29 protein-coding genes are annotated in these 26,791 nt (G+C 29.1%); 9 read left to right on the top strand and 20 right to left on the bottom strand.

Annotated features, from left to right (window positions below; genetic code table 11):
* The first annotated feature begins 268 nt into the window (after positions 1-268).
* Both EYW44_RS15510 and EYW44_RS15505 read left to right on the top strand, forming a co-directional pair.
* On the top strand, positions 269-922 hold the full coding sequence (locus EYW44_RS15510) for a class I SAM-dependent methyltransferase (RefSeq protein ID WP_132724699.1): 654 nt from the start codon (positions 269-271) through the stop codon (positions 920-922).
* The gene (locus EYW44_RS15505) at positions 919-1,428 is read left to right on the top strand and encodes a flavodoxin (RefSeq protein ID WP_132724697.1); all 510 of its coding nucleotides are present in this window, start codon (positions 919-921) and stop codon (positions 1,426-1,428) included. Before EYW44_RS15510 ends, EYW44_RS15505 begins: the two co-directional genes overlap by 4 nt.
* A gap of 73 nt (positions 1,429-1,501) precedes the next feature.
* Here EYW44_RS15505 and EYW44_RS15500 read toward each other — a convergent pair whose 3' ends face one another.
* The 11 genes from EYW44_RS15500 to EYW44_RS15450 form a co-directional block, all read right to left on the bottom strand.
* Positions 1,502-2,008, bottom strand: a complete 507-nt coding sequence (locus EYW44_RS15500) for a ferritin (RefSeq protein ID WP_132724695.1) — start codon at positions 2,006-2,008, stop codon at positions 1,502-1,504.
* A gap of 89 nt (positions 2,009-2,097) precedes the next feature.
* Entirely contained in the window at positions 2,098-2,400 is a 303-nt protein-coding gene (locus EYW44_RS15495) for a hypothetical protein (protein ID WP_243643677.1), read from the bottom strand.
* Between the two features lie 36 nt (positions 2,401-2,436).
* Positions 2,437-2,772, bottom strand: a complete 336-nt coding sequence (locus EYW44_RS15490) for a 2Fe-2S iron-sulfur cluster-binding protein (protein WP_132724693.1) — start codon at positions 2,770-2,772, stop codon at positions 2,437-2,439.
* 56 nt (positions 2,773-2,828) lie between these two features.
* Complete coding sequence (locus EYW44_RS15485; protein WP_132724691.1) at positions 2,829-3,398, bottom strand: hypothetical protein; 570 nt, start codon at positions 3,396-3,398, stop codon at positions 2,829-2,831.
* Between the two features lie 62 nt (positions 3,399-3,460).
* Positions 3,461-4,516, bottom strand: coding sequence for an NAD(P)/FAD-dependent oxidoreductase (locus EYW44_RS15480; protein ID WP_132724689.1), 1,056 nt, complete (start codon positions 4,514-4,516; stop codon positions 3,461-3,463).
* Between the two features lie 169 nt (positions 4,517-4,685).
* Positions 4,686-4,919: a NifU family protein gene (locus tag EYW44_RS15475; protein WP_132724687.1), complete on the bottom strand. Its 234-nt coding sequence runs from the start codon at positions 4,917-4,919 to the stop codon at positions 4,686-4,688.
* A gap of 8 nt (positions 4,920-4,927) precedes the next feature.
* A complete protein-coding gene (locus EYW44_RS15470) occupies positions 4,928-6,058 on the bottom strand; it encodes an Mrp/NBP35 family ATP-binding protein (RefSeq protein WP_132724685.1) in 1,131 nt (376 codons plus the stop codon).
* 146 nt (positions 6,059-6,204) lie between these two features.
* Positions 6,205-6,534, bottom strand: a complete 330-nt coding sequence (locus tag EYW44_RS15465; RefSeq protein WP_132724683.1) for an MGMT family protein — start codon at positions 6,532-6,534, stop codon at positions 6,205-6,207.
* Positions 6,518-7,996, bottom strand: a complete 1,479-nt coding sequence (locus EYW44_RS15460) for a 2OG-Fe(II) oxygenase (RefSeq protein WP_132724681.1) — start codon at positions 7,994-7,996, stop codon at positions 6,518-6,520. Before EYW44_RS15460 ends, EYW44_RS15465 begins: the two co-directional genes overlap by 17 nt.
* Positions 7,997-8,020: 24 nt before the next feature.
* Positions 8,021-8,692, bottom strand: a complete 672-nt coding sequence (gene trmB / locus EYW44_RS15455) for a tRNA (guanosine(46)-N7)-methyltransferase TrmB (protein ID WP_132724679.1) — start codon at positions 8,690-8,692, stop codon at positions 8,021-8,023.
* Between the two features lie 11 nt (positions 8,693-8,703).
* Positions 8,704-8,922 (bottom strand): DUF6341 family protein, encoded by a 219-nt coding sequence (locus tag EYW44_RS15450; protein ID WP_132724677.1) that lies wholly within the window; start codon positions 8,920-8,922, stop codon positions 8,704-8,706.
* A gap of 42 nt (positions 8,923-8,964) precedes the next feature.
* On the opposite strand from EYW44_RS15450, the gene EYW44_RS15445 reads away from it, so the two are divergent.
* A complete protein-coding gene (locus EYW44_RS15445) occupies positions 8,965-9,867 on the top strand; it encodes a DUF6427 family protein (RefSeq protein ID WP_243643676.1) in 903 nt (300 codons plus the stop codon).
* Positions 9,868-9,881: 14 nt separating this feature from the next.
* Here the strand turns inward: EYW44_RS15445 and upp are convergent, their stop codons facing one another.
* Entirely contained in the window at positions 9,882-10,535 is a 654-nt protein-coding gene (upp, locus tag EYW44_RS15440; protein ID WP_132724673.1) for a uracil phosphoribosyltransferase, read from the bottom strand.
* A 77-nt stretch (positions 10,536-10,612) separates the two neighbouring features.
* On the bottom strand, positions 10,613-11,170 hold the full coding sequence (locus EYW44_RS15435; RefSeq protein ID WP_132724671.1) for a hypothetical protein: 558 nt from the start codon (positions 11,168-11,170) through the stop codon (positions 10,613-10,615).
* Positions 11,171-11,288: 118 nt separating this feature from the next.
* Between EYW44_RS15435 and EYW44_RS15430 the strand changes: the two genes are divergently transcribed.
* Positions 11,289-12,095 carry a hypothetical protein gene (locus tag EYW44_RS15430; protein ID WP_132724669.1) on the top strand — a complete coding sequence of 269 codons (807 nt, stop codon included), beginning with the start codon at positions 11,289-11,291 and terminating at the stop codon, positions 12,093-12,095.
* A gap of 145 nt (positions 12,096-12,240) precedes the next feature.
* On the opposite strand, the gene EYW44_RS15425 is transcribed toward EYW44_RS15430, so the two are convergent.
* From EYW44_RS15425 to EYW44_RS15410, 4 genes are all read right to left on the bottom strand, one after another.
* Positions 12,241-14,616 carry an outer membrane beta-barrel family protein gene (locus EYW44_RS15425; protein WP_132724667.1) on the bottom strand — a complete coding sequence of 792 codons (2,376 nt, stop codon included), beginning with the start codon at positions 14,614-14,616 and terminating at the stop codon, positions 12,241-12,243.
* 133 nt (positions 14,617-14,749) lie between these two features.
* Entirely contained in the window at positions 14,750-15,877 is a 1,128-nt protein-coding gene (locus tag EYW44_RS15420; RefSeq protein ID WP_132724665.1) for a helix-turn-helix domain-containing protein, read from the bottom strand.
* An 8-nt stretch (positions 15,878-15,885) separates the two neighbouring features.
* Positions 15,886-17,013, bottom strand: a complete 1,128-nt coding sequence (locus tag EYW44_RS15415; protein WP_132724663.1) for a helix-turn-helix domain-containing protein — start codon at positions 17,011-17,013, stop codon at positions 15,886-15,888.
* 70 nt (positions 17,014-17,083) lie between these two features.
* A complete protein-coding gene (locus EYW44_RS15410) occupies positions 17,084-17,893 on the bottom strand; it encodes an alpha/beta fold hydrolase (RefSeq protein ID WP_132724661.1) in 810 nt (269 codons plus the stop codon).
* Positions 17,894-17,937: 44 nt separating this feature from the next.
* On the opposite strand from EYW44_RS15410, the gene brnQ reads away from it, so the two are divergent.
* Positions 17,938-19,218, top strand: coding sequence for a branched-chain amino acid transport system II carrier protein (gene brnQ, locus EYW44_RS15405; protein WP_132724659.1), 1,281 nt, complete (start codon positions 17,938-17,940; stop codon positions 19,216-19,218).
* A gap of 66 nt (positions 19,219-19,284) precedes the next feature.
* Here brnQ and trpS read toward each other — a convergent pair whose 3' ends face one another.
* Complete coding sequence (trpS, locus tag EYW44_RS15400) at positions 19,285-20,253, bottom strand: tryptophan--tRNA ligase (RefSeq protein WP_132724657.1); 969 nt, start codon at positions 20,251-20,253, stop codon at positions 19,285-19,287.
* A 135-nt stretch (positions 20,254-20,388) separates the two neighbouring features.
* Between trpS and EYW44_RS15395 the strand changes: the two genes are divergently transcribed.
* The 3 genes from EYW44_RS15395 to EYW44_RS15385 all read left to right on the top strand — a co-directional run bounded on the left by EYW44_RS15395 (position 20,389) and on the right by EYW44_RS15385 (position 24,101).
* A complete protein-coding gene (locus EYW44_RS15395; protein ID WP_165872248.1) occupies positions 20,389-21,174 on the top strand; it encodes a lysophospholipid acyltransferase family protein in 786 nt (261 codons plus the stop codon).
* Positions 21,152-21,796 (top strand): PAQR family membrane homeostasis protein TrhA, encoded by a 645-nt coding sequence (gene trhA, locus EYW44_RS15390; RefSeq protein ID WP_132724653.1) that lies wholly within the window; start codon positions 21,152-21,154, stop codon positions 21,794-21,796. Before EYW44_RS15395 ends, trhA begins: the two co-directional genes overlap by 23 nt.
* A 1,486-nt stretch (positions 21,797-23,282) precedes the next feature.
* Entirely contained in the window at positions 23,283-24,101 is an 819-nt protein-coding gene (locus tag EYW44_RS15385) for a DUF6503 family protein (RefSeq protein WP_132724651.1), read from the top strand.
* Positions 24,102-24,160: 59 nt separating this feature from the next.
* Here the strand turns inward: EYW44_RS15385 and EYW44_RS15380 are convergent, their stop codons facing one another.
* Together EYW44_RS15380 and EYW44_RS15375 are read right to left on the bottom strand one after the other, a co-directional pair.
* Entirely contained in the window at positions 24,161-24,772 is a 612-nt protein-coding gene (locus EYW44_RS15380) for an HAD family hydrolase (RefSeq protein WP_165872247.1), read from the bottom strand.
* Positions 24,773-24,776: 4 nt separating this feature from the next.
* Entirely contained in the window at positions 24,777-25,238 is a 462-nt protein-coding gene (locus tag EYW44_RS15375; protein ID WP_132724647.1) for a type II secretion system protein GspG, read from the bottom strand.
* Positions 25,239-25,301: 63 nt separating this feature from the next.
* On the opposite strand from EYW44_RS15375, the gene EYW44_RS15370 reads away from it, so the two are divergent.
* On the top strand, positions 25,302-26,636 hold the full coding sequence (locus EYW44_RS15370; RefSeq protein ID WP_132724645.1) for an MATE family efflux transporter: 1,335 nt from the start codon (positions 25,302-25,304) through the stop codon (positions 26,634-26,636).
* Positions 26,637-26,791 lie beyond the last annotated feature (155 nt).

Below are 26,791 nucleotides of genomic sequence, written 5' to 3'. Positions count from 1 at the left end.
AACTGATTACTTGTTACATTAAACAAAAACTACTCTGGGTTTCGTTTTATCATAAACTTTAAATGCGATAGTAAGCCTAACCAATACATTATAAGATCTTTAGTTGTTCATGCACAAATATACAGAAAACTAGTCTTTTTTACTTAAGTACTACGTTAATCTCTTATAAATTCTGCTTTAAAATAAACAGTTTATGAAAGTATTAACCTATAGTTTTATTTTAATTAAATCTAAATAAGTTAATTTTGTGATAAATTATATATTTAAAATGAAAGAGACTACTACTCATGATCTTCTCAAAATAGAACAACAACTTTCTAATCCAAAAGGGATTGAAGGTATTCAAATGGGAGAAAAAATGCATGAAAGAAACTTTAGCATGACGAAAGCTTCTTTTGACACATTGAATTTAGTGAATGATGATCATGTACTAGAAATTGGTCATGGCAATTGCTCACATTTGGAATACGTTTTTTCATTGGCTGAAAATATAACTTATCACGGAATCGAAATATCTGAAACAATGTATTTAGAAGCCAAAAAGCAACAAAAGAATACTAATAGTAGTTATTTTAAGCTATATGATGGTATTATAATACCTTATGCGAGCAACAGCTTTGATAAAATAGCAACCATAAATACTATTTATTTTTGGAGAAAGCCAAAACTATTTTTAAATGAAATTAGTAGAGTTTTGAGATTAAATGGAACCTGTTCTATTTGTTTTGCTGACAAAAGTTTTATGGAAAAACTTCCCTTTGTTAAAGAAAAATTCACTCTTTACAACAAAGATAGTTTTGAACAACTTATTCTAAATACAGATTTGCACATAGCATCTATTCATGAAAAGAAAGAAGAAGCTATCAGTAAAACAGGTGATAAATTAGAAAGAAAGTATAATATTGTAATATTAAAAAAATGAAAAAAGTAGGTTTAATTTATGGTTCTGACACTGGAATGACTGAAGAAGTTACTCATACTATTGTTGATTTAATTGATGTTGATATTGAAGTAATTGAAGCTTCTGTTGTGAGTATAAATGACTTTAGTAGATTTGATCAACTTATTTTAGGTTTGTCAACTTGGTACGATGGTGATTTACAAAGTGATTGGGAGAACTTTTATGACGACTTTAAAACAATAGACTTTACCAACAAAACGGTAGCTCTTTTTGGCTTAGGTGATCAATATGGTTATGGTGAATATTTTATTGATGGTGTAGGAATGTTAGCTGAAGTTATTATTAAAAATGGTGGAAAGATTATTGGAAAATGGTCTACTGATACTTATGATTTTACAGAATCAAAAGCCAAAATTGAAAATGAAGATTTATTTTATGGTTTAGCTATTGATGAAGATAATCAACCTGAATTGACTCAGGAACGATTGGAAAAATGGATTGGAGAAATAGAACCGTTATTTAATTAAATAAAAAAATCTCGAGCAATACTACTCGAGATTTTGAAACTTTACACATCGTTATCGTAATGCGGAGTGAAAATTATTCTTTTGGTAATCTTTCATCGATCATTTTTAATGGCATTCCTTCCATTAAATCAAACACATCAATAAGACTCCTAAACTTGTCTTCTTCTTCAGCTTGCTCTGTAATAAACCATTGTAAAAATATTTCAGTTACAAAATCGTCTACTTTTCTAGCTGTTTTGAAGATATTAAAAATAGATTGTGTTACATTAATTTCTTGATCTAAAGAAGCTTCATAAATACCTCTTAAGCTATCAAAATCGTTGTTTATGTTATTTACACTTGGTGAAATTGCTGAACCTCCATTATCATTAACAAACTCAAAGATTTTCATTGCATGCTCTCTTTCTTCTTCTGCTTGTTTGTAGAAAAAGGCTTTACTGTTTAACAATTCACGTTGATCGCACCAAGAAGCCATAGCTAAATAAGAAGCAGAAGCTTTCATTTCTAATGCGATTTGATTATTTAATAAATCCATCACGTCTGGATGAATTATCATTTGCTTTCTTACTATTGTTTCCATCGAAAATTATTTTATATAAAGGTACGATAAATAGGAACCTTAAAAAACTGGAAATCAAAATTTAAAAAAAGTCTAAATAAGTATATTATTTAGATTAAAACCAATTTAGGACAAGAGAAAAAGCATAAAATTTCCTCCTTTAAATCAAGAAGTTGAGGAATATCTAAATACAATAAATGTTGCTTGTCTGCTACAAAAAGTAGTACAAAATTCTCACTTTCTATGATGTCATACAACTTCTCCGGAGTTGTTAACTCGTTTACTTTTTGTCGTAATTGGAGCAATTGTGGAAAATTCAGATCAATTTCTTTATTTTTTGTTACCAATCTATACCTACAAAGTGTAATCTTTTCCAGCATCATATTATATGTTTCAACATCTAAACTATTCACGCCACAAATATATAATTTATTTAGAATAATTAAAAATTAACTTTCAGGAGCTAATTCCACCTCTAAACCTTCCAAATCTGGTGTCATCTGAATTTGGCAACCTAAACGACTATTATCCTCTACATAAAAAGCTTCAGCTAACATCGCATCTTCTTCATCAGACATTTCTGGAAGTTCATGATTTGATTTTACATAACACTGACATGAAGCACACATTGCCATTCCGCCACAAATACCGACAGTACCTTCTGGAGCTAGCTCGAACGAACGTACAACCTCCATTAAATTCATGTTCATATCTGTAGGCGCCTGAATTTCATGAGTTACACCTTCTCTATCTGTTATTTTTATTGTTATGTCTTGATTTTCCATCTGTAGTATCTACACATTTAGACCTCAAAAATTTCAAAACCCGTGAAGTCTTTATTTTATATAAAATGTTGTATTCCGAAAAGCTGGTATAAAGGCGTTGTTATTGCCAAAACTATTAATAAATAAACTGTAAACTTAGCCCAAACAGACAGCTTTTGTGTGTTAGCTAAATATACTCCTTCTACTTTTACGTCCTGTAACAATACATCTTTGTTTGATTTGTATATTGGTGTATCCATCATATGAAACTTTTTAAAAACTTTTTTGACTTTAAAAAATTCTTTATTGTGAAAATAATTCAAATAGAATATTGACAAGCCTAAAGAAATTAACATCAAAACACTGTTATAATTTATTAGTCTCTCAAAAGACGACATCATTACGAATAACAAAAACACTACAGAGATTACATTTACTGTTGTGAACCAACTTATTTTGTTATTTGTAATTTGATCTTTATCATCTTTAAAACGCTTCTTATTTAAAGTACTATAATACGTTAGCAACATTGTAATTATTATAAACGAAAAAGTCGCAAATACAAAAAGATCAAAAAATGAAATTGTTGTTCCGTATCCATGACCTAAACAATTAATTACTCCTAAAAGTTCTCTTCCTTTACTCATAAATTTCAATTTTAAAATTATTAGACCTCACAGGTTTTAAAAATCTGTGAGGTCTTTATATGTTATTCAATTTTTTTAACTACTGCTTTTGGTGCTTCTTTCTTAGTACCATCAAAACCTTCTACACCACCAACTGTTGTATATTTCATTACATACTTTTTATCTGGATGGATACGTTTGTAAGCGCTCTGACACATTAATGTTGCCTCATGGAATCCACAAAGTATTAGTTTTAACTTACCAGGATACGTATTTACATCGCCAATAGCATAAATTCCTTCAATATTGGTTTGATAATCTAATGCATTGTTTACTTTAATTGCATTTTTCTCAATCTCTAATCCCCAATTTGCAATAGGACCTAACTTTGGTGACAAACCAAATAATGGTATAAAATGATCAGTATTAATTACAAAAGGCTCTTCGTCTTTTTTATGTACCTCTACACCCTCTACTTTTCCTTCACCTATAATTGCTTTAATTTCGGCTGGAGTAATTAAATTAATCTTTCCTTCATTTTTAAGTTCTTGTACTTTATCAACAGAATCTAAAGCGCCTCTAAACTCATTTCTCCTATGAATTAAAGTTACTGATTTTGCCACATCGGTTAAGAAAATAGACCAATCTAAAGCAGAATCTCCTCCACCTGCAATTACTACATCTTTATCACGATATACTTCTGGCTCTTTAATCATGTATTCAACACCATTACCTTCATATGCTGCAATATTAGCTATAGGTGGCTTTCTAGGCTCAAAACTACCTAAACCACCTGCAATTGCAACTACAGGGGCTTGATGTTTTGTTCCTTTGTTAGTTGTTACAATAAATGTTCCGTCTTCTTGTTTTTCAATAGTATCTGCACGCTCAGCTAAAGTAAAACCTGGTTCAAATTGTTTGATTTGCTCCATTAATTTATCTGTAAGATCACCTGCTAAAATTTCTGGATATGCAGGTATATCATAAATTGGCTTTTTAGGGTAAATTTCTGAACACTGCCCTCCTGGTTGTGGTAATGCATCAATTAAATGGCAACGTAACTTTAGTAGTCCTGCTTCAAAAACAGTGAATAACCCTGTAGGACCTGCACCTATAATTAATATATCTGTCTTTATCATTGCGATAAAAATGTTGTTTGTTTATACTCGTATTCCGCAACAATGTGCGGAATACTTAATGTTTATTTTATGTTTTGCGTTAGGGATTGAGTGGCATGTTTGAGCTCTTTTATAAATTTTAAAAATTTATAAAAAGCAAGTAACGAAAGCCCGCCCGAACGCCCAGATGTTAAGCTATATTAACAACCTCTTCTATTTCTGGAGCATGTCTTTTAATAGTTGCTTCTACTCCATTTTTTAAAGTCATTTGATTTACAGAACAACCGCTACAAGCACCTTCTAATTGTACTTTTACAACGTTATCTTCTATAGATATTAACTTAATATTTCCTCCATCACTTATTAAAAAAGGACGGATTTCTTCTAAGGCTTCTTCTACTTTATTTTGAATTTCTGTACTCATTTCTCTTTTTATTTAGTGCTACATCCACTCATAGTCGTAATACGAACTACTTCTGTAGGCGGTAAGTTAGCATTTCTTTTTATTAATTGCGATACAACTTCTTTAGTAATTTCGTTAAAAGAATTTTCTAAAGGTGTATCCGTTTGTAATGCAACTGGGTGCCCTACATCTCCTCCTTCTCTAATACTTTGTACGATTGGAATTTCTCCTAAGAAAGTTGTGTTTATGTCTTCAGCTAAATTTTTAGCTCCATCTTGACCAAAAATATAATACTTATTGTCTGGTAATTCTGCTGGAGTAAAATAAGCCATATTTTCTATGATTCCTAAAACTGGTACATTAATAGCTTCTTGTTGAAACATTGCCACACCTTTTTTAGCATCTGCTAAAGCTATATTTTGTGGTGTACTTACTACTACTGCTCCGTTAATTGGTAAAGCTTGTACGATTGATAAATGCACATCTCCTGTACCTGGTGGTAAGTCAATTAAAAGGAAATCTAACTCTCCCCAATCAGCATCAAAAATTAATTGATTTAATGCTTTAGAAGCCATTGGTCCTCTCCAAATTACGGCTTGACTCGGATTGGTAAAAAAACCTAATGAAAGTAATTTTACTCCGTAATTTTCTACTGGCTTCATTTTAGAGCGTCCTTCTACCTTAACAGAAAGTGGACGTTCTCTTTCTACATCAAACATTATGTGTTGTGATGGTCCATAAACATCTGCATCTAAAACACCAACACTGAATCCCATTTTTGCTAATGTAATTGCAACGTTTGCTGTAACGGTTGATTTACCTACTCCTCCTTTACCTGAAGCAATAGCTATAATATTTTTGATATTTGGTATTTCTTTACCTCTGATTTGATTAACTTCTTCTTTAGGTTTTGCTTCTGTTTTCACATTCACTTTTACCTGAATTGTTTCACTTACTTGTGAGTTAATCGCTTTTTTTATTTCAGTTTCAATTTTCTTTTTTGCCTGTAATGTAGGATTACTTATGGTTACATCTACAATTACCTCATCACCAAACGTTACTATGTTTTTAACGTTTTCATTCTCTACCAAACTTTTCCCTTCTCCAGGAGCAGTTATTGTTTCGAGTGCCTTGTATATGTCTTCTTTTTTAAACTTCATTCTGAATAATTGCTTTACGCTTAATTTACTAATGTTTAGTTGCGATACAAAGATAATGCTTACAGTTCAGATAAGAAAGCTTGATAAATTAGGTTTACTTATAGATGTATAGGGTGAAATAATGGAAAATTACTAAAATCTAGTTGTTAGGAAAGTTCTTTCATTGGATCCCAAAAAAGCGTATTGAAATTCTGAATTTGATTTTCAACTACCTCTATTCCTTCACTTTCCAATAATTGTTGCATTAAATTGGTTCCTTCAAAATGATGCTTTCCTGTTAGTATTCCTTTTCTATTTACTACTCGATGTGCAGGTACTTCCTTTCCGCTTGAGTTATTCATAGCCCAACCTACCATTCTAGCTGAACGTGCTGCTCCTAAATATTTAGCAATTGCTCCGTAACTTGTTACTCTTCCATGTGGAATTAAACGAGCTACTTCGTATACTCTTTCGAAAAAATTATCTGACTCTTTCATGTTTTAATATTTGACCATCGTAAGATACACTAATAATGTAATCTTTAAATAGCGCTACATCTTGAACAAAGTTTTTATGCTTGAATTCTTTTATTAAGTTTAAACTATCCTTTTCTGAAATTTTTAGTGTATTGTCTTCACTTGCTGAATACAAAAACTTGTCTTCTACTTTTAACCTTCTAACAATTCCTTTGTGAGATTTTTTCTCTTTTAATTTCTGAATATCTCCTGATTCAAAATCTATGTAAAACCTACTAATTAACCCATCAAATTTACCTAAATAAATACAAGAATTATCTCCTACTGCAACAGATGTTATGGGAACATTTTCTTTCCAAACAAAGACTTTTTCAAAAGTTTTAAAAGACCAAATTATCATATTCCCATCTTCCCCTACTGTCAGAAAGTAGTCTTCATTAACAATCGAAATACCCCAAATCCATTCATTATGAGCTTTTATACTTTTTATTAATTTCCCTTTAGACGAAATTAAATTCACGATTCCATCTGAACCAACAGAGAGAAATTCTGAATCATTTTTTCTATATAAATCTAATACCGTCCCAGTATGGAAATTTAATTTATTGCTTAAAACAATATCTTTAACTTCATTTACATACCATATTTTTATACTACTATCTCTAGAAGCACTTATCAATGTATTCGAATTCAATTTTAATAAACTAATTATAGAGTTTTCATGCGCCAAAGTTTCAGAAACTTTTTCTCCTACACTATTCCATATTTTTATTTTCTTATCCCTTCCACTAGTTATTAAGTTTTCATTAAAATTTAACGCTTTCCAGATATATCCTAAATGACCTTCTTCATATAGCTTGCTTTGAGAAGTATTCGAATTATTAATCTTTTTGTAAATAATATCACTTCTTAATACATATTTCTCTCCCTTATGGAGTATTTCACCTGAATGCCATAAGTTATGATCAAAAACAATCAAATCTCCTCTCACTGGCTTATAACTTGCTATAATCCTTTCACTCTCTTTAGAATCATAAAACAACGTTTTTCCTCCATCAAATTCATCATGACTATTTAAATAAATCATGAATGTTAACTTAGATTGTTCTATTTCTGATTTATAAAAAACACCATCTAAATGCTTATTAAAATATTGATTTGGCAAATATCTGCAAATACGAATTCTAGAATTCAAGCTTTCCAAACTCCAACATCCTTTTTCTTTATCACTAACTCCCTCTATCTCTATTTGATTAGGAATGTAGTTATAGATAGTTGAAAAGAGCTTTTCTGAAAAATGTTCATCATCTACTATCTGCCTTTCGTTATTTCTATAAGACGTAGGATAATGTGTATTTGCTTTTTTAAATAAATACTTTCTCTCTTGAATTATTTTATCACAAAAATCATCGGAAAAAGCCGATTTTATAAGTAAGCAAAACTCTTTTCTCTCAGGAAGAAAGTCTATAATCTTTTTCATCATTAAGTCTAATGTAAAACATTAAACCTAATAATTCAACTTAAACTTAATATAAGTAATTGCTTTTCCTATTTCTAGGTATTGTTTTTCGTAGAATGTTTGCGTACCTGTTACTTCTTCTGGAGAATAGTGGTTTTTGTATACATCGTGATTTGAATGTAATATTTCATGACCTTCTCCGTGTAACAATCCTAAAGTATAGCCATGCATAAATTCACTGTCTGTTTTTAAATTAATACAACCATCTACCTTTAAAATAGTATGGTATCTTTTTAAAAACTCAGAATTAGTCATTCTATGTTTTGTACGCTTGTATTTTATTTGAGGATCTGGGAATGTGATCCAAATTTCATCAACTTCATTTTTAGCAAAAATAAAATCTACTAATTCTATTTGTGTACGAATAAAAGCAACGTTGTTTAGATTGTTTTCTAAAGCAGTTTTTGCACCACGCCAAAAACGCGCTCCTTTAATATCAATACCAATAAAATTTTTATTTGGATTCTTTTCTGCTAAAGCAACAGTATATTCACCCTTACCACAACCTAACTCTAATACAATTGGATTGTCATTTTTAAAAAAAGTATTCCATTTTCCTTTGAAACGGAAATCTGTAGTTACCTCTTCTCTTGTAGGCTGAATTACATTTGCAAACGTTTCGTTTTCTTTGAAACGTTTGAGTTTATTTTTACTTCCCAATAGTAGTGTAATTAAGCTCTATCTTCTGTTCCTTCTCTCTTAAACTTTAAAGCTTGAGACATCCAATAGGTAAGTAATAAGATAAGAATTAATACGAAAACCCAGTTAATAGCATTCGAAGTCCACCAACCAGCATTACCTTTAGCAAGTGTTAAACGAATGTATTGAAATGGAGCTAATATAACTTCGAATAAATCACCAATTAATCTAAAAATATTTAATCCTAACATAACTTGATTATCTTTATGTTTGCAAAAGTATAAAAAGAAAAAATGTTAACCAACTTTTTTAGTAATACAAAACCTGTTAATTCCTTGTTTATAATCGCACTTTTTGTGTGTTATTTGGTTATTGGTTTTTTTACAGAGATATCTTTTAGCTTAAATATTAGCACATTTTGCTGGTACCTAGCCTTGTTTGGATTTGTTAATTTTGTAAACTCTAGAAACAATTTAACATTTGATAATTCTTATTTCTTTCTATTTTTTGTTTTCTTATTAGGATGTTTCCCTTCTACTGTAAACGTTAATTCTTTTTTTTACTCTAATCTTGTATTGGTTATTTTTGTGAGAAGAGTATACAGTTTACAATCTTCTAAAAACATTACTAAAAAACTTTTTGACAGTGGTTTATGGTTAGGAATTTCTTTTTTAATTGAACCTTTTAGTCTTGTTTTTTCTTTTTTTATTTACTTGGCTATGATACTACATCAGCATGTAGATTTTAAAAAGTTATTTATTCCTATTTTAGGTTTTGTTTCGCCTGTTATATTGTTTTTTACCTACTCCTTTTGGTATGAAAGTTTAGAATCTTTTTATAAATTGTTTTATTGGTATACTTATTATGATTTTACTTTTTACAATCAATTTCCTTTAAAATTAATATTAACAGGAATTCTTTCAGTTACTTTTATTGCTTTACTTTTAAAAACACCTAAAGCTCTTGCTGTAAAAAATAAGTTTAGAAAAAGCTGGATTCTTGTTTGCTTTCACTTTTTACTTGCTTTGGTACTTTTAATTATTGTAAAAGACAGAAATGGTACTGAAATTTTATACATTCTATTTCCTTCAGCTATTATTTTAGCTAATGGATTCGAACTTTTTCAGAAAAAGTGGTTTGCTGATATTATTTTAATCCTTTTTTTAATAGTTAGCTTTGGGAGCTATTTCCTGTAAGATCTAAGAGTTAATTACATTTTTTGACCATACGCCAAATCACCAGCATCTCCTAAACCTGGAATAATATATCCAGATTCATTTAAGTCAGGATCAATATCTGCAATCCAAAGAGAAGTGTCTTCTGGAAAATGACTTTTGATATGATCTATACCATCTAATGAACCAATTACAGAAACAATATGAATTTCTTTTGGTTTTCCGTAGTTTTTTAATGCTTCGTAAACATGTACCAATGATTTACCAGTTGCCAACATCGGATCTATCAATAACAATGTTTTGTTATCAATAGGTGGAGAAGCAAAATATTCTACTATTATTTCAAATTCTTCATCATTATTTGGGTGATGTCTGTAAGCAGAAATAAATGCATTTTCAGAATCATCAAAATAATTCAGCATACCTACATGAAGCGGAAGACCTGCTCTTAAAATAGAACATAATACAAGATCATTTTCAAAAAGGTTGGTTTTCTTTACCCCAAGTGATGTAGTAATATTTTTAGAAGTATAATTCAGTTTTTTACTTAATTCGTATGCTAATACTTCTCCTATTCTTTCTATGTTTCTTCGAAATCGCATACGATCTTTCTGTATGTCTTGATCTCTTATTTCTGATAGGAATTTATTTAATACTGAATTTGCTTTCGCAATATGATATACTTTCATAATTCTTGAGATATTGAACCCAATATACAAAAAAGAAAAACTTTGTTACTCTCACAAAGTTTTTCTTTTGAGGTTCTTTAAAATCTAAATCCAATTCTAAATCCTATATCTAAAAATGCTCCTCCTTTATTAATTTCAAAATCATGAACATACCCTATTCCTGTAGAAAATTCATATTCAAAATGCTTTGCAAAACTTCTTCTTAACCCCCATTTTGGAACTACAGTTATGTGGTTATTTACAACTATATCATAATTTGAAACAGCAAACAAATCAGATCCGTAAGTTGTTTTTAAACTAAAATAGTTTCCCGAATTGTGAGCTATTTCTTTTCCTAATTTCACTCTTCTTTTTAAGTTATAGTAATATCTAGGTTCTACTGATACTGTTGGGTATAATATGTAACCAGTTCTCGGATAAAAACTACCTCCCCAAATCCCTAAGTTCATCCCAATTTCAGACCTCAGAGAAACTTCATCTGCTAATCTTGTTTCGTTGTAAGCCCAAGCCCCAAATAACCCTGTTTGTAAACCAAAAATTGTTTTTTCAACAGTAGCATTTTTTATTTCCTTTTGAGAAAAAACAGAAAAAATAGTTAAGAAAAGTGATAGAGATAGTAATAGTTTGTTTTTCATAATTAAAGTTTTTAAATAATTTTTTAGAATCCTACCTCTTCCAAAAAGCATACCAAAAATACCATAAAATAATCATGGCACGCATTTTGTTAAAATACCGAAAAACTATATCTAAATTATGAAACTAAAACTACTATTCATATTAATTGTTTCGAGTTCAGCTATTTGCTTCTCTCAAGAAAAAATTAAAAATGCTAAAGAAAGCCTGAAAAAAAACGAAAGTTCATCTTCTGGTTCATCTAAAGTAACTACTCGTACAACTACCTCTTCTTCATCTTCTTATGACGATAATAACAATTTGTATTTTGATAGCTTTTGGGAAGAACTTGCTTTTAATGTATTTTTAGGTGTTGGTATTGGTAGAGCTGAGTATACTGAAATAAATCCTTATCCTTATTATGCTGATGGATATGGAGAGTATACTAGAGACTTTGATGGAAATACTAAAAGAACCAACTTTAAAATTGGAGCTAATTTTTTAATTGATAGAATTAAAGGAATTGAATTGAATGCTGTTTTTAAACCCATTCCTATTGCTGGTTTGGAAGTTTCTCATTTAAATTTTTCTGAAAAAGGATTATTAGGATCTGAATCATTAAACATTACTTCTATCAATGCAAATTACTATCGTTTTAGAGAAAAATACTTTTCTCTTTGGTGGGGTGCTGGTGCAACTTATGTAGGAAATGAAGTTGATACTTGGGGCTTTTCATATAACATAGGTACAGAAATTTATCCTGTAAAACCTTTAAGCTTCCTTTTCTCTTGGAAACAAAGTTTTATTAACGATAGTGAAGTAGATGTTTTTAAAGCGCAAACAAAATATCACCTTAAAAGAACAGCTTTATATACCGGTTATCACGATTTTAATTTAGGAAGTGAAAATGTTTCTGGAATTGTTTTTGGCATCGAATACACCTTTTAATCAAAGAATATTTAAATAGCCTCTCGACTGCTCTTGAGAAAATAACAATGAATTAAAAATTGTTTTTAAACTTGAAAAAGATTCCTGCTTTATGCAGGAATCTTAAACAAAAACACCTTTAATTTTAAATAGCAATTTGCGTTAATTAGTTACTTCTTCTTCTTTCTTCATCATTACCAAAAGTTCTGTCTTTTATTTTTAATTTTTTATTTCCAAAGTTATATGATAAAGACACTGCTAAGTTTCTAGTACTGTAATTTTGAGCATACACTTGCTTCACGCCATTTACAACAGAAGTTAAATTGTTTACTCCACTTGTTTTAAAAATATCATTGGCAAAAACTGATAACTTCAAATTACTCCTCTTGAAAGTATGTTGAAACCCTAAAGACATATCAAACATTTCTCCAAGACTAAACAAACCACCGCTGTAAGCTGAACTATACCATGAATTCATCACGAGCTTTGAGTTTTCTGATAACGAAAATGTGTTATTTGATGATACTCTAAACTCTGCTCCGTTTCTTGGGTCTGCTGCTATATTTTTTTCGAATTTTGAATAATATCCAATTACACTTACGCTACTTTGATTTTGCCACCATGATAAAGGACTAAAACTGTAATTTTCTGATATTCCATAACGGTAATGAGTAATATAATTATCTCTTGTTACTATTTGATTTTCTACTCCTGGATCCGAAGTAAATATTACTCCAAAACCATTATTTGTTACACTAAAAAACAAACTTGAATTTAAATTTCTTTTATACGAATGTGAAAATTCAAAACTATCGGTAAAAGCAGGTTTTAAAAACGGATTTCCTTCACTAAAACTATTGTCATTTATAAATATTTTAAACGGATTTAAATCTGAAAACCTCGGTCTGTTAATTCTTCTACCGTATGATAGGTTGAAGCTATTGTTTTCATTTTTGTTGTAAGAAATATAAGCCGTAGGAAATAATTTTGTAAAACTGTTGCTATTACTTTCATTCGTTTGTAAACTTACACCTAAAGTATTGGTGCTTTCTACTCGTAACCCTAATTTTATTTGTAATTTATCAGATACATTAGTATTTCCAGAAACGTATGCTGCAATATTATTTTCTTCATACATAAAGTCATTAGACCTATTAGTATCTAATACTGGTGATCCAGAGATTGTATTAAAAAACTGAATATTACTTTCAATTGTTGTCATACTTGCTTTAGCACCAAATGCAAATTGAACTTTTTGTATCGGATATGTCACATCAATTCTAGAACTAAAGTTTTCTATATTTTGATCCGTCATACTTAAACCTCCAGAAGTTATTCCTAACGACTCTCCTTTGTTATTAAACAATTCTGTAATAAAATCTCTATCATCATCTGAATTATATTGAAAATAATCTGCATCAATAGAAATAGCTCTACCTAATGTATCTAGTTTTACTTCTGAATGAAAATTAAGGGCATGATTATATCTAGTAACCTTATTTTCTCCTTCATTTTTTATAACACTTTCTAACTCATTATCTGGATTGAATATATGAGATGTTACCGAACCAAATCCTCCTGGTTGACTTAAACTTCCTAAGTATTGAAATCCTAAGTTTACTTTTTCAGACGCCTCATAATCTAATTGAAATCTACCTGAATAATTATCTTTTTTATCTTCATAATCAATATCAATATCCCAAAAATTCACTGGATAAAACACTTGTAAATTCTCATCATTATGCAGCTTTCCTTTTGTTGCACTTACACTTGTAATTAATGACAGTTTATTTTTATTATAGTTGAAACTATTTTGAAATGTTGTAAAATTGAATTTATTCTGGTTATACACTAATCTCGATGTATTACTCCAAGAATTTAATTTTGATTTTTTAAGTATAATATTAATCAATCCGCCTTGCCCAGCAGCTTCATATTTTGCTGGCGGATTTGTTATTACTTCTATCTCTTTAATCTCACTTGCATTTAAGGTTTCTAAAAAAGCTGTTAGTTCTTCTCCTGTTAATGGAGACAAACGACCGTTTATTAATAAGCGAGAAGCTCCTTTTCCTAAGATTTCTAAAACTCCATTTTGCATTCTAACTCTAGGAGCTACTTTTAAAATATCTGTTCCGTTTCCTCCTTCGGCAACAATGCTTTTTTCAACATTAAAAACCAGTCGATCTACTTTTTGTTGAATTACTCTTTTTTTCGATTTAATGATTACTTCTTCTAATTTCTCAGCATCCTCAACAAGCATAATTGTTCCTAAATCTAAGTTTTCAACAATGGTTATGTCCTTTTCCCAATTTTTATACCCCATAAAAGAAACCAATACCTTGTAATTCCCTTTTGATACTTCTACTGAAAAAATCCCATTATCATCCGATGTGGTTCCTGTTACAATTTTTCCGGAGTTATCTTTTACAATAATATCTGCAAAAGCAATGTTTCCTAATGCATCTTTTACGTTTCCTTTTATGGTTTGAGAACATAAAATTAATGTGCTAAATAATGTAATAACTAAAGCTAAACGTTTCATAATTTTTGTGTTTTTGTTTTGATGACACAAAAGTGCTTTAGTATTCTATTTTATGCGACCGACAACACAAAGTCGAACGTTTTTCTTTGTTAGAAATTGGTTCGACTATTTTTTTAAAACGTTCGACTTTACGTTAAACAACTGATTTTCTGAATTGTGTAGGCGTTTTTCCTGTGTGTTTTTTAAAAGCTGTATTGAAAGAAGATTTTGAATTAAAACCTACTTCGTACAAAATTTCTAACACCGTTACTTTAGATTTTGACGGATCGGAAAGTATTTTTTTTGCTTTTTCAATGCGATATTCATTTATAAAATCAAAAAAATGTTGTTGCAATTCTTGATTAATTAACACTGATAAATCTCGCATTGGAATTTTTAATTGTTCCGCTAAATTTCTAATGGTTAAAGAAGGATTTAAATAAGGTTCTTCTTTTATCATGTAGTTTTTCAGATTCATAATTTGCTCCTCATCTGCATCTTCAGCAACTTCTGTTTCCATTTCTTTTGATGTTTTTAAACTCACATCAAAGCCTCTGAATAATTTTGGTGTATTTAACGCTTTAAAAATCAACCAAAAAATAAAAAACATACCAAAAAGTAGCATAAATATTCTCCATCTTTCTACAGTTGTTTCAGAAAACGCTCCACTATCTCTTACAATTCCTTTGGAAATTGTAATTACAGATCCTACCAATGTTAAAATTAAGTATTGTTTTAACCATTTATAGTTTTTAAAATTACTTTCATCGGCATGGTTTTCTAACAATAACTTTCTGTATCTTAACACATAATACACACTAGCAATAAAATAAGCAACCGAAAGAATACGTCCTAAATTTGTTGAGAATATTATTTCAGGATTTTCTTTAAAATTATTGTAAAACGCTACTTTACCATCATAATCTTGTAAAAAGAAGCTCGGAATTAAAATAGCTGTTCCTATAAACACTGGTAATAAATGAACCAAGTGGATTTTTTTAAGCTTAAAATTTGAGTAAATTACAGAAAGTACATATAAAAACAGTAGTGGGTTTTTGAATCCTGATAGTTTTATCCTCAACATATCCAGCGTTAAATTAACATCAAACAAAAAATGATTAAAAAATGCTGAACAATCTATAGCAGTAATTATTAATTCTGATGCTAATAATATATTCCCTATTTTATTATTTGTTTTTACTGTGAGTAAAAAAGCAGAAAACACTAACATTAATAAAGAAAAAATGAATCCTAAAACACCAATTATAACTGTATTTTCCATAACCTAAACTATAATTGTAATTCCCTTTTTCTAAATTGAGTAGGAGTTAAACTTGTATATTTTTTAAACGCGGTATTAAAAGATGATTTTGAGTTAAAACCTACTTCATACAAAATTTCTAAAACGGTTACTTTAGATTTTGATGGATCTGAAAGTATTTTTTTAGCTTTTTCAATACGATATCCATTTACAAAATCGAAAAAATGTTGATTCAAATCATGATTAATAGCTATGGAAAGTTCTCTAACCGGAATTTTCATTTGCTGCGCTAAATTTCGAATAGATAAAGAAGGATTTAAATATGGCTTTTCTTCATCCATAAATAACTTTAAACTCCCTATTATTTCTTCATTATCACTTTTATTTTTTACCTCTTCAATTAAATCTTTAGTCAATTTTGTTTGAGAGTCTACACCTTTAAATAACTCTGGATTATTTAATGCTTTTAAAACATACCAACAGGTAACTAATAAAACCGAAAATATTAAAATGACTTTAGAGTTTAAAAATGCATCAGAGCCTAAATCTAAATATTTAAACGTGTTTTTAAGTATCGCTAAACTGAAAATTACAATCCAAAATATTACAATTTGATACAACCATTTATATGTTTGTATTGCATTATTTGAATGATTTTCGAAAAAAATATTTTTTGCTTTTTTTAATACAACAAGACACATTATATAATAATACATCGATTGTAAATGCATTGAAATATGCATAAAAATTACCTCCCAAGTGTGAATCGTATCTTTAGAAACCTCCTCTAAAACCTGATCGTTACCAAAATAAAACCTTGGCATCATTACCAAATTACCTATAATAAAAGGTAGCAAATGCCATAAATGTTTCTTCTCAAGTTTAAAATTAGAATAACAAACTGAACAAACGTATAAATAGAAAACAGGTGTTAATAAGTAATAGTTGTTGTTTTTGAGCATAATAGCACTCAAAGAAGTAGGTACGAAATCATGTACAAAAAAACCACTCATTTCTATGGAACTGAGTATTAAAAAAATACCAAATAACCTGTTACTTAATTTATTTTCTGATTTTACTGAAAAAACAAATATTGCAAATAACAGTGTTATAAAAGTGGCAAGAATCCCAATATATACCCTTAAGTCTAAATTCATTCTTTTTGATATTCAAGTCAAATATAATGTAATATTTCAGCTTTAAGTAGTACCATAATTAAGGAGCTGATTAACTTATACTTTTAAGCTCATTCATTTCTACAAACTCTTTTAAGTTTTTTAATAACTCTTCAGAATCTTCAATATGACTCATATGTCCATTAGGCAAAGTTATTAATGATGATGCTGTTTGATTTGCTTCCTTTACAATAGCATCGTAACTAATAACTGGATCATTTTTTCCTGATATTATTAATTTTTTTCCTGAAAAAGAAGCTAGAATTTGTGTTCGATCTTTTCGTAACTTCATTCCTTCTGCACAGGCAATATATCCTTGCACAGAAGTTTTCAATGCTTCTTCTCTACAAACTTCTATTTCTTTTTTTAAGTCGCTTCGCTTATCCGAAGAAAATAAATTACTAATAGACATTGATACTAATGGCTTATAGTTTGTTTTTGCCATTTGAATAGATCGATCTCTAATCTGTTTGCGTTCTTCCGAATCTGCTCTTGAAGTTGAATTTAACAAGCATAATTGGTTTACATAATTCGCATATTTTTCTATAAAAGCCAAGGCTACGTATCCTCCCATTGAGTGTCCTATTAAGGTAGTTTTCATTATTTCTTCAGCTTTTAACACTTCAAAAACAGTAGCTGCTATTTCTTCCATAGTATGGATATATCCTAAACATTCGGTATTGCCATGCCCTAATAAATCGACAGAAACTATCTTGTACTTTTTTGAAAAACAATCAACTACAGTATTCCACATTGTTGAATTCTCTAAAAACCCATGCAGTAACACAATACTTTTTGCATGATTTTCCCCATATACATAATAACTGATTTTTGCTTTTTTAAAAACAATCGATTTCTCCATGAAGCAAAAATATGTATCTTTCTACATTAGTTAACCAAATAATTATGAATAAAACTAAAGAGATATTTATTACAGGCTTTGCCTTATTTTCGATGTTTTTTGGTGCCGGAAACTTAATGTTTCCGCCTTTATTAGGAAAAAATGCAGCTGATAACTGGCATTTAGTTACCGTTGGTTTTTTTGTAACTGCTGTTTTTATTCCGATTTTAGGTATTCTAGCTTATGCTCGATTACAAGGTACTATGTATGATTTTGCTAAAAAGGTATCTCCTACTTTTAGTTTAGTGTATTGTTTTATTGTATACGCTATTTCTATTACGTTACCATCTCCTAGAACAGCTTCTGTTACCCATGAAATGGCTATTGAGCCCTACTTTAGTACTAGCTCATTACTAACCAGTAGTATTTATTTTTTATTGGTTTTTTTCTTTGCAATTAACAGAAGTAAAATATTAAATCTTATAGGAAAATTACTAACTCCTTTAATCGTAATTATTTTACTTTCTATCATTTTTATTGGTGTTTTTTCTCCTATAGATATAACAAGTACTAGCATTTTTGAAGCTCCTTTTACAAAAGGAATATTAGAAGGTTATCAAACTTTTGATGCTATTGGAGCTGTTGTTGTTGGTGGGGTTTTAGTTATTTCAATGAATTTTAAAAAAGGAAGTAATTTTGATGAGAAAAAAGAGGTCATTAGTAAATCTGGATTAATTGCTGGCGCTGGTTTATTAATCATTTATACAGGATTGATTTACAGTGGTGCTTTGTTTGGAAATCTGTTTGCTGAAGATGTAAAAAGAAGTGAAATTTTAATAGGAATTAGCAATCAAACCTTAGGTAATTTAGGTACTACTTTTTTAAGTGTTTTGGTAGCTTTAGCTTGTTTTACAACTGCTGTAGGAATTGTTACTGGTACTGCCGATTATTTTAAAGGTTTATTTAATAACTCTCAAAAAGCGTACACAATTACTGCTATTATTGGTTGTATACTTGGTGTTTTGGTTGGTCAGTTTGATTTACATTACATTGTTAATATTGCACTACCTGCATTAATGTTTATTTACCCTATTACGATTGCCTTAATTATTTTAAATGTAATTCCTGAAAAATGGAATTCTGATCTTGTTTTTAAGTGGGTAGTAGCTGTTACTTTTGTATTTAGTATTCCTGATTTTTTAGGTTTTATAATTGACCCAAGTTTACTTACTGGAATAAAATCTATAATTCCGTTAGCAACTAATCATTTAGGATGGGTATTACCTGCCCTTATTACTTTTGTTATCGTAAATATGATTGATAAAACGAAAAAAACTCAAGATTAAAAGGTGTACTTTGTAAAACACCTTTTTAATCTTGAGTTTTGAAAATTTTTATAAAGTTAAAAGTACCTAATACCCTACCTTATCACGTACGCGTTTTAAAACATCCTTAGCTACTTTCCTTGCTTTTTCAGCACCTACAGACAAGGCCTCATCAATCTCATGACGATTTTCCATGTAGTGATTATATTTTGCACGTACATCAGCAAACTTTTCTAAAATCAATTCATATAATGCTTGCTTTGCATGACCATAACCATAATTTCCTCCTTCATAATTAGCTCTCATTTCTGCAATTTGTTCATCAGAAGCTAACAATTTATATAAAGCAAATACATTATCAGTATCTGGGTTTTTAGGATCTTCTAAAGGAGTACTATCTGTTTTAATTCCCATAATTTGCTTACGTAATTTTTTATCTGGTAAAAAGATATTAATTACGTTATCACGAGATTTACTCATTTTTTCACCATCTACACCAGGAACCAATTGTGTATGCTCTTGAATTTTTGCTTGAGGTGGTACTAATGTTTCACCTACAATATTATTTAATCTATTAGCAACATCTCTAGTCATTTCTAAATGTTGCAATTGATCTTTTCCTACAGGAACAATCTCAGCATCATACAATAATATATCTGCCGCCATTAACATTGGATATGTAAATAAACCTGCGTTTACATCTTCTAATCGATCTGCTTTATCTTTAAAACTATGAGCTAACTTTAAGCGTTGGTATGGAAAAAAACAAGTTAAATACCAAGTTAACTCTGCTACTTCAGGAATATCACTTTGACGATAAAAAACAGTTTTATTAATATCAATACCACAAGCTAACCAAGTAGCAGCAGTACTGTAAGTGTTTTCACGTAATTGCTTTCCGTCTTTTATTTGAGTTAGTGAGTGCATATCTGCAATAAATAAAAACGATTCGTTTTCTGGCTGATTTGCCATTTCTATTGCTGGTAAAATTGCACCTAATAAATTTCCTAAATGTGGTGTTCCAGTACTTTGTACACCAGTTAAAATTCTTGACATTTTATTGGTTTGTTTTTAAAGTCATAACTTTATAAAGCTGCTCTTTTCATTTTTAAGTTCAACTTAAAAAGTTTTAAGGAAAACAAAAATAGGATTAAAATCTTTCAAACAAAAGAAATTAGTATTTTAGCAACAATGAAGTACATTAAAGTCCCTTTTCTTCTTTTATGGAGAGCATGGTTTTATATATTGGTTTTTGTATCCATTATTATAATGTCTCCCATATTACTTATCCTAACATCATCTGAAAAGTTGTATCCTCATTTTTGGAAAATAGTGAGAGGTTTTTCATACATGTTAGTTTATGCCATGGGGTTTCGATTAAAAATTGAAAGAGAACAAGAAATTGAGAGAGATAAAAGTTATGTTTTTTGTGCAAATCACACTTCTTTTTTTGATATATGGTTGATGGCTGTTTTAAGCAAAAATCCAATTGTTTTTGTCGGAAAAAAAGAATTAGTTAAAATACCAATCTTTGGTTTCTTTTACAAAAGAGCTGTTATTATGGTAGATAGAGGTAGCGCTGACAGTAGAAGAAAAGTATATTCTTTAGCTAAAAAAAGATTGGTAAACGGAACTAGTGTTGCAATTTATCCTGAAGGATTAGTACCAGATGAACATGTTATTTTGGCTCCTTTTAAAAACGGAGCTTTCAGCTTAGCCATTGAACATCAAATTTCTATTGTTCCACAAATATACTTTGACTGTAAACGTTTTTTCTCATGGAATGTATTTAAAGGAGGTCCTGGTGTATTAAGAGTAAAACAATGCAAATTTATTCCTACTGATGGTTTAGAATTAAAAGATCGTCATTCATTAAGAAAACAAACATTTGATTTAATGTATCATGAATTAAGTAATGATAGTTTATACATGGAAGACACCAATAAAGTTAAAAATGAGCAGCAAAAAATCTCCTGAATTATACGATCCAACTGAAGAAAAATTAAACATTCTTACTCATGGTTTTGGATGGCTATTAAGTGTTATTGCATTCCCATTTTTAATTATAAAATCATTCTGTTACACTCTTTTAAAAGAACAAGCTAGTTTTATCATTTTTGGTGTTAGTATGATTGTTTTATATGCTGCATCAACATTATATCATAGAGCTACCAACATAGAAAAAAGAGCAAAATTGAAAGTTTTTGATCATTCTGCCATTTATGTTTTAATTGCTGGTACTTATACTCCTTTTTGCTTAGTATCGCTTCCTACAAAACTAGGATGGTATATATTTGGTACAGTGTGGGCTTTTGCTTTTGTCGGAATTATTTTTAAGCTGTTTTTTACAGGAAAATTAAAACATGTATCTACTGCAATGTATGTATTCATGGGGTGGTTAGTAATGTTTTTTATTAATACATTATTAGAAAGCTTACCAGAAACAAGTTCTTTCTATTTAATTGCTGGTGGTGTTTTTTATACTGTAGGAGCCATCTTTTACTCTATTAAAAAAATAAAATATAACCATGCAATTTTCCATGTTTTTGTCCTTTTAGGTAGCGCTTGTCATTTTTATGCCATCTATAATTTAGCGTAAAACATATACTTTAACATTTCACGCATTAAATTCCATTTTTTATACTGTAACCATCTGTTATTTTACAGTTTAACGATCATTTTAAACCGTTTATCTATAGATTAAAGACTTACTGTCGATAAACTTAATTTTATAAAAGACATCTATACTATCTTTGAAGTGTAAATAAGAAGTTCATATACATAAAGTATAACAAAATATAGAAATGTTGTTCAAAGCATTTCAGAAAAGTTTTTCATTTTTTGAAATTTCCACTTTTCCCAATTGATGGAAATTTTTTTAGATTTATTTGGTTGATTAAAAAAACCTTTTGCATCCCCAATATGCAAAAGGTTTTTCTTTTACATATAGGTAGAACTTTTAATTCTTACCAACTTCAGAACAAACATAAACACATCATAAACAACAACATACATTCTAACGAGTTATTTATACCATTTATCGATAGATAAAGATACAACAACGATTAACCTTAAAATCAACAAGATATCTATACTATCTTTGAAGTGTAAATAAGAAGTTCACAAACATAAAATATATAAAAACAAGGAAAAGTTTAAATAGCTTTTTAGAAGAATTTTTCATTTTTTGAAATTTCCCACTTTGGAAATTTTTTTAGATTTATTTGGTTGATTAATGAAACCTTTTGCATCCCCAATATGCAAAAGGTTTTTCTTTTATATATAGGTAAAACTTTTGATCTTAACCAACTTCTAAACAAACATAAACACATCACAAACAACAACATACACTCTAACGAGTTATTTATACCGTTTATCGATAGATAAAGATACAACAGCGATTAACCTTAAAATCAACAAGATATCTATACTATCTTTGAAGTGTAAATAAGAAGTTCACAAACATAAAATATATAAAAACAAGGAAAAGTTTAAATAGCTTTTTAGAAGAATTTTTCATTTTTTGAAATTTCCCACTTTGGAAATTTTTTTAGATTTATTTGGTTGATTAATGAAACCTTTTGCATCCCCAATATGCAAAAGGTTTTTCTTTTATATATAGGTAAAACTTTTGATCTTAACCAACTTCTAAACAAACATAAACACATCACAAACAACAACATACACTCTAACGAGTTATTTATACCGTTTATCGATAGATAAAGATACAACAACGATTAACCTTAAAATCAACAAGATATCTATACTATCTTTGAAGTGTAAATAAGAAGTTCACAAACATAAAATATATAAAAACAAGGAAAAGTTTAAATAGCTTTTTAGAAGAATTTTTCATTTTTTGAAATTTCCCACTTTGGAAATTTTTTTAGATTTATTTGGTTGATTAATGAAACCTTTTGCATCCCCAATATGCAAAAGGTTTTCTTTTTTTGTATTTTAAACAACTCATTTTTAATATTCGTCGACTCAAACCTATTTTACAGCTTCTTTTGATGCATTTCTGTATTCCTTTTTAAATTTCAAATCTCTTTTTTCTCATATTTGACACATAAAATAAGTTTACAATGAAAAAAACGGGCATTTTAATAACATTACTATTTTTAGTACAAGCATGTAAGCAAAAAGAAATAAAAAATACAGATGAAAATGTTTACAAAAATCCTGCTAAACAATTAATTGCTGATGTTTCTAAAAAAGTTGGAACTTACGAGGATTTAAAAAAACTGAAAAACGTAGAGTACACCTACTCTTTTCGTAATTCTAAAACGGGTTTAGAAGATATTTCAACCGAACGTTATATTTTTAATGGCGAAGCTTCTTGGGCAGAATATAAAACACATCATGTTTATGTATCTCCGAAAAGTGACTCTGTCATAACTCAATTCTTTAATGGTAAAGACAGTACTACTGTATTTGAAGGAAACACCATTGTTAATGATTCGAAAACTATTGTTGCTGCTAAGTTTTTAAGAAAAGCTAACTTTTATTGGTTTACCATGATGCAAAAATTGTTGGATGATGGTTTGCATTATGAGCTTCTTACTGATAGAAGTTTAAACGGAGTGAATTATAAAATTGTAAAAATTGGATTTGATAAAAACATAGGTGATGTTCAAGATGATTATGTCTTGTACATAAATCCTAAAACCTTATTAGTCGATCAGTTTATTTTTACAGTAAAAGGATCTAGTATAAAAAAACCAATGCTTATGAAAATAGAATATGAGAAAATTCATAATGTGTATTTGATGACAAAACGTTATGTCTATTTATCTGATTGGGAAGGGAAAATTGCTGACACACCTTTATTTGAACAACGATCTAGCAACATTAAGTTTAACAACAGCTTTAACATGAGCGATCTTGGATTAAACAATTCTTAATAAAAAACTATATGTAAAATCCCCTTTTATGTAAGTTGCAAAAATGACTCTTGAAAATTCTACGTTTTCAAGAGTTCATTCAACTCATGCAAATTTTGAATATCAAAATCTTCATTACTTTTTTTTCTATTGATCATTAATGTATTCCATCCCATACTTTGTGCACCTATAATATCAGCTTTATAAGAATCTCCAATCATTAATATTTCTTTTGAATGTTTGCCTGATATTTTTTCTACTTCTTTAAAAATAGTTCTACTAGGTTTTAAAGCTCCAAAATCACAAGAAAAAATCATATGATCAAAAAACAAATGTAAATCAGTAGCTAAAACTGGCTTTTTATAAGGTTCCGCTAGGTTTGATAACAAATAAAGCTCAAAATCTTTAGACAATATTGACAACACTTCTAAAACTTCTTTGTAAACCTCAACAGATGCTATTTCTGTAGTTAAAGCACTGAAATTTTCTACATACAATTCCTCAAATTCTAAAGGTAAAATACGTATTAACTCTTTAACACTTTTAGTCATAACTAAATTTAAATACGATGAAATATCCATATTAAATCCATTACGAGATTCTTTAAATAACTTTAAAAAGAATTTTGTTGGTTTTTGAATTTCAACTAAAGTATTATATAAATCAAAAACAATAACCTTTGTGTGTTTCATATACCTACTTAATATCATCTTCAGTATCAAACTTTCCGTCCTTTCCTGAAGAAACTAATAAATAACTTTTTTCCTTATCATTAAATTGATATTTAAACTCATTTCCCCAGCTATCTTCTGTTAAATCAGAATTTATCGGATTACCTCTTATGATTTGTTTTAATTCAACGGGATAATCTCCTAAAAACTCTTTCTCTCTTTCTAATAGAACTTTTATTCTACCAATTTTATCAACTGTATTTCTATTATGATTATTAAACACACCTTTAGTTATTGGAATGAGTATTAAAAAAACTAAAACAGAAATCCCTAAAATAATTAATAACCTTTCTTTTGGAGAAGTCATCTTCTTTTTTGGTAAACCATGCTTCTCTTCATACTTACGTCTTTTTCTTTTTTTTCTTTGAAAAAAGAATTCTAGAATATCTAATATAATTGAACCTAAATAACATAATAAATCTAACATAATAACAATTTTATCAAAAATATAAAATCATATATAATTACTTTTGTATACTTAAAAAAAGTAATGCCACACGATATAAGTTTTAAACATATAAATAAACTAGCTATACCAGCTTTAATTACAGGTGTTGCTGAGCCTTTACTTTCTACTACAGACTTAGCCATTGTTGGTAATATTCCAGAAAACGCTACAGAAAGTATTGCTGCTATAGGAATTGTAGGTGCCTTTTTATCGATGCTTATTTGGGTATTCGGACAAACACGTAGCGGAATTTCTTCTATTGTATCACAATATGTAGGAGCAAATAAGCTAGAAGATATTAAAAAACTTCCTGCACAGGCTACAGTTATTATTGTAGCTGCTAGTATTTTCATTTTACTACTTACTTATCCATTTGCTAAACAAATTTTTCAATTTTACAATGCCTCTGACATGGTATTATCATATGCTATTTCATATTACAAAATACGTGTTTTCGGATTTCCTTTTACACTACTTACTATTGCTGTATTCGGAACTTTTAGAGGTTTACAAAACACTTTTTATCCAATGGTAATTGCAATTGTAGGTACTATTGTAAATATTGTGTTAGATTTTATCTTGGTTTATGGAATAGAAGGTTACATACCTCCTATGCATATACAAGGAGCTGCATATGCAAGTGTAGCTGCTCAAATAATAATGGCATTAACCTCTGTCATTATTTTATACAACAAAACTCCTATTTCTTTAAAATTTGAAATGCCACTTCATAATGAAATACCAAGGTTTATTACTATGGTTTTAAATTTGTTTTTAAGAACCATTGCTTTAAACGTAGCTTTATTTTTTGGAACTTCGTATGCTACTGGTTATGGAAATGAATTTATTGCCGCTTATACAATCGGATTAAATTTATGGTTAATGGGAGCTTTTATTATTGATGGATATTCTTCTGCTGGAAATATTATATCAGGAAAATTATTAGGAGCCGAAGATTATAAAACATTAATAAAACTAGGAAATAGATTAATTCTTTATGGCTTTTTACAAGGAATAGTGTTAGCTATTATTGGTTTTATTTTTTATGAACCTATCGGGTTACTTTTCACAAAAGAAACACTTGTACTAAACGAATTTTACAGTGTCTTTTGGGTGATTTTACTAATGCAACCTTTTTGTTCATTGGCTTTTATTTTTGATGGAATGTTTAAAGGACTTGGTGAAATGGAGTTTTTACGAAACTTATTACTAATAACTACAGCTACTGTCTTCATTCCTGTTTTATTAATCTTTGATTACTTAAATTACAAATTATACGCTATTTGGATTGCCTTCTTTATTTGGATTATTGCTAGAGGTATTCCTTTAATTTTTAAGTTTAGAAACAAGTTTTTACCGCTTTCTCAAAAAGTATAATCAGTCAATATATTTCATTATTATAACCTTTTACATATAGAAGTCATCTTGACTTTTCAATTTTATGAAATTTCTTTAATCCGATTACAATAAATGCTAGGAAATTAAAGCCTTTCCAACTAGTAATTGTGGTGTCAAATCTATTCAATAAAGAA

The sequence above is a fragment of the Tenacibaculum sp. M341 genome, assembly GCF_004337695.1.
Classification (GTDB): Bacteria; Bacteroidota; Bacteroidia; order Flavobacteriales; family Flavobacteriaceae; genus Polaribacter.
The sequence above is the reverse complement of the archived record's forward strand: the minus strand, read 5'-3'. Positions and strand labels throughout refer to the sequence as shown.

Bases quoted from the DNA above. Each gene is read 5' to 3' on its own strand.
- EYW44_RS15385 (WP_132724651.1), top strand. From the start codon at position 23,283: ATGAAAAAAACGGGCATTTTAATAACATTACTATTTTTAGTACAAGCA.
- EYW44_RS15415 (WP_132724663.1), bottom strand. From the start codon at position 17,013: ATGAATTTAGACTTAAGGGTATATATTGGGATTCTTGCCACTTTTATA.
- EYW44_RS15425 (WP_132724667.1), bottom strand. From the start codon at position 14,616: ATGAAACGTTTAGCTTTAGTTATTACATTATTTAGCACATTAATTTTA.
- EYW44_RS15485 (WP_132724691.1), bottom strand. From the start codon at position 3,398: ATGAGTAAAGGAAGAGAACTTTTAGGAGTAATTAATTGTTTAGGTCAT.
- EYW44_RS15460 (WP_132724681.1), bottom strand. From the start codon at position 7,996: ATGATGAAAAAGATTATAGACTTTCTTCCTGAGAGAAAAGAGTTTTGC.
- EYW44_RS15505 (WP_132724697.1), top strand. From the start codon at position 919: ATGAAAAAAGTAGGTTTAATTTATGGTTCTGACACTGGAATGACTGAA.
- EYW44_RS15430 (WP_132724669.1), top strand. From the start codon at position 11,289: ATGAAACTAAAACTACTATTCATATTAATTGTTTCGAGTTCAGCTATT.
- EYW44_RS15490 (WP_132724693.1), bottom strand. From the start codon at position 2,772: ATGGAAAATCAAGACATAACAATAAAAATAACAGATAGAGAAGGTGTA.
- EYW44_RS15500 (WP_132724695.1), bottom strand. From the start codon at position 2,008: ATGGAAACAATAGTAAGAAAGCAAATGATAATTCATCCAGACGTGATG.
- upp (WP_132724673.1), bottom strand. From the start codon at position 10,535: ATGAAAGTATATCATATTGCGAAAGCAAATTCAGTATTAAATAAATTC.
- EYW44_RS15375 (WP_132724647.1), bottom strand. From the start codon at position 25,238: ATGTTAGATTTATTATGTTATTTAGGTTCAATTATATTAGATATTCTA.
- trhA (WP_132724653.1), top strand. From the start codon at position 21,152: ATGAGCAGCAAAAAATCTCCTGAATTATACGATCCAACTGAAGAAAAA.
- EYW44_RS15470 (WP_132724685.1), bottom strand. From the start codon at position 6,058: ATGAAGTTTAAAAAAGAAGACATATACAAGGCACTCGAAACAATAACT.
- EYW44_RS15445 (WP_243643676.1), top strand. From the start codon at position 8,965: ATGTTAACCAACTTTTTTAGTAATACAAAACCTGTTAATTCCTTGTTT.
- EYW44_RS15380 (WP_165872247.1), bottom strand. From the start codon at position 24,772: ATGAAACACACAAAGGTTATTGTTTTTGATTTATATAATACTTTAGTT.
- EYW44_RS15450 (WP_132724677.1), bottom strand. From the start codon at position 8,922: ATGTTAGGATTAAATATTTTTAGATTAATTGGTGATTTATTCGAAGTT.
- EYW44_RS15370 (WP_132724645.1), top strand. From the start codon at position 25,302: ATGCCACACGATATAAGTTTTAAACATATAAATAAACTAGCTATACCA.
- EYW44_RS15465 (WP_132724683.1), bottom strand. From the start codon at position 6,534: ATGAAAGAGTCAGATAATTTTTTCGAAAGAGTATACGAAGTAGCTCGT.
- trpS (WP_132724657.1), bottom strand. From the start codon at position 20,253: ATGTCAAGAATTTTAACTGGTGTACAAAGTACTGGAACACCACATTTA.
- EYW44_RS15435 (WP_132724671.1), bottom strand. From the start codon at position 11,170: ATGAAAAACAAACTATTACTATCTCTATCACTTTTCTTAACTATTTTT.
- EYW44_RS15420 (WP_132724665.1), bottom strand. From the start codon at position 15,877: ATGGAAAATACAGTTATAATTGGTGTTTTAGGATTCATTTTTTCTTTA.
- EYW44_RS15480 (WP_132724689.1), bottom strand. From the start codon at position 4,516: ATGATAAAGACAGATATATTAATTATAGGTGCAGGTCCTACAGGGTTA.
- EYW44_RS15510 (WP_132724699.1), top strand. From the start codon at position 269: ATGAAAGAGACTACTACTCATGATCTTCTCAAAATAGAACAACAACTT.
- brnQ (WP_132724659.1), top strand. From the start codon at position 17,938: ATGAATAAAACTAAAGAGATATTTATTACAGGCTTTGCCTTATTTTCG.
- EYW44_RS15410 (WP_132724661.1), bottom strand. From the start codon at position 17,893: ATGGAGAAATCGATTGTTTTTAAAAAAGCAAAAATCAGTTATTATGTA.
- EYW44_RS15395 (WP_165872248.1), top strand. From the start codon at position 20,389: ATGAAGTACATTAAAGTCCCTTTTCTTCTTTTATGGAGAGCATGGTTT.
- EYW44_RS15475 (WP_132724687.1), bottom strand. From the start codon at position 4,919: ATGAGTACAGAAATTCAAAATAAAGTAGAAGAAGCCTTAGAAGAAATC.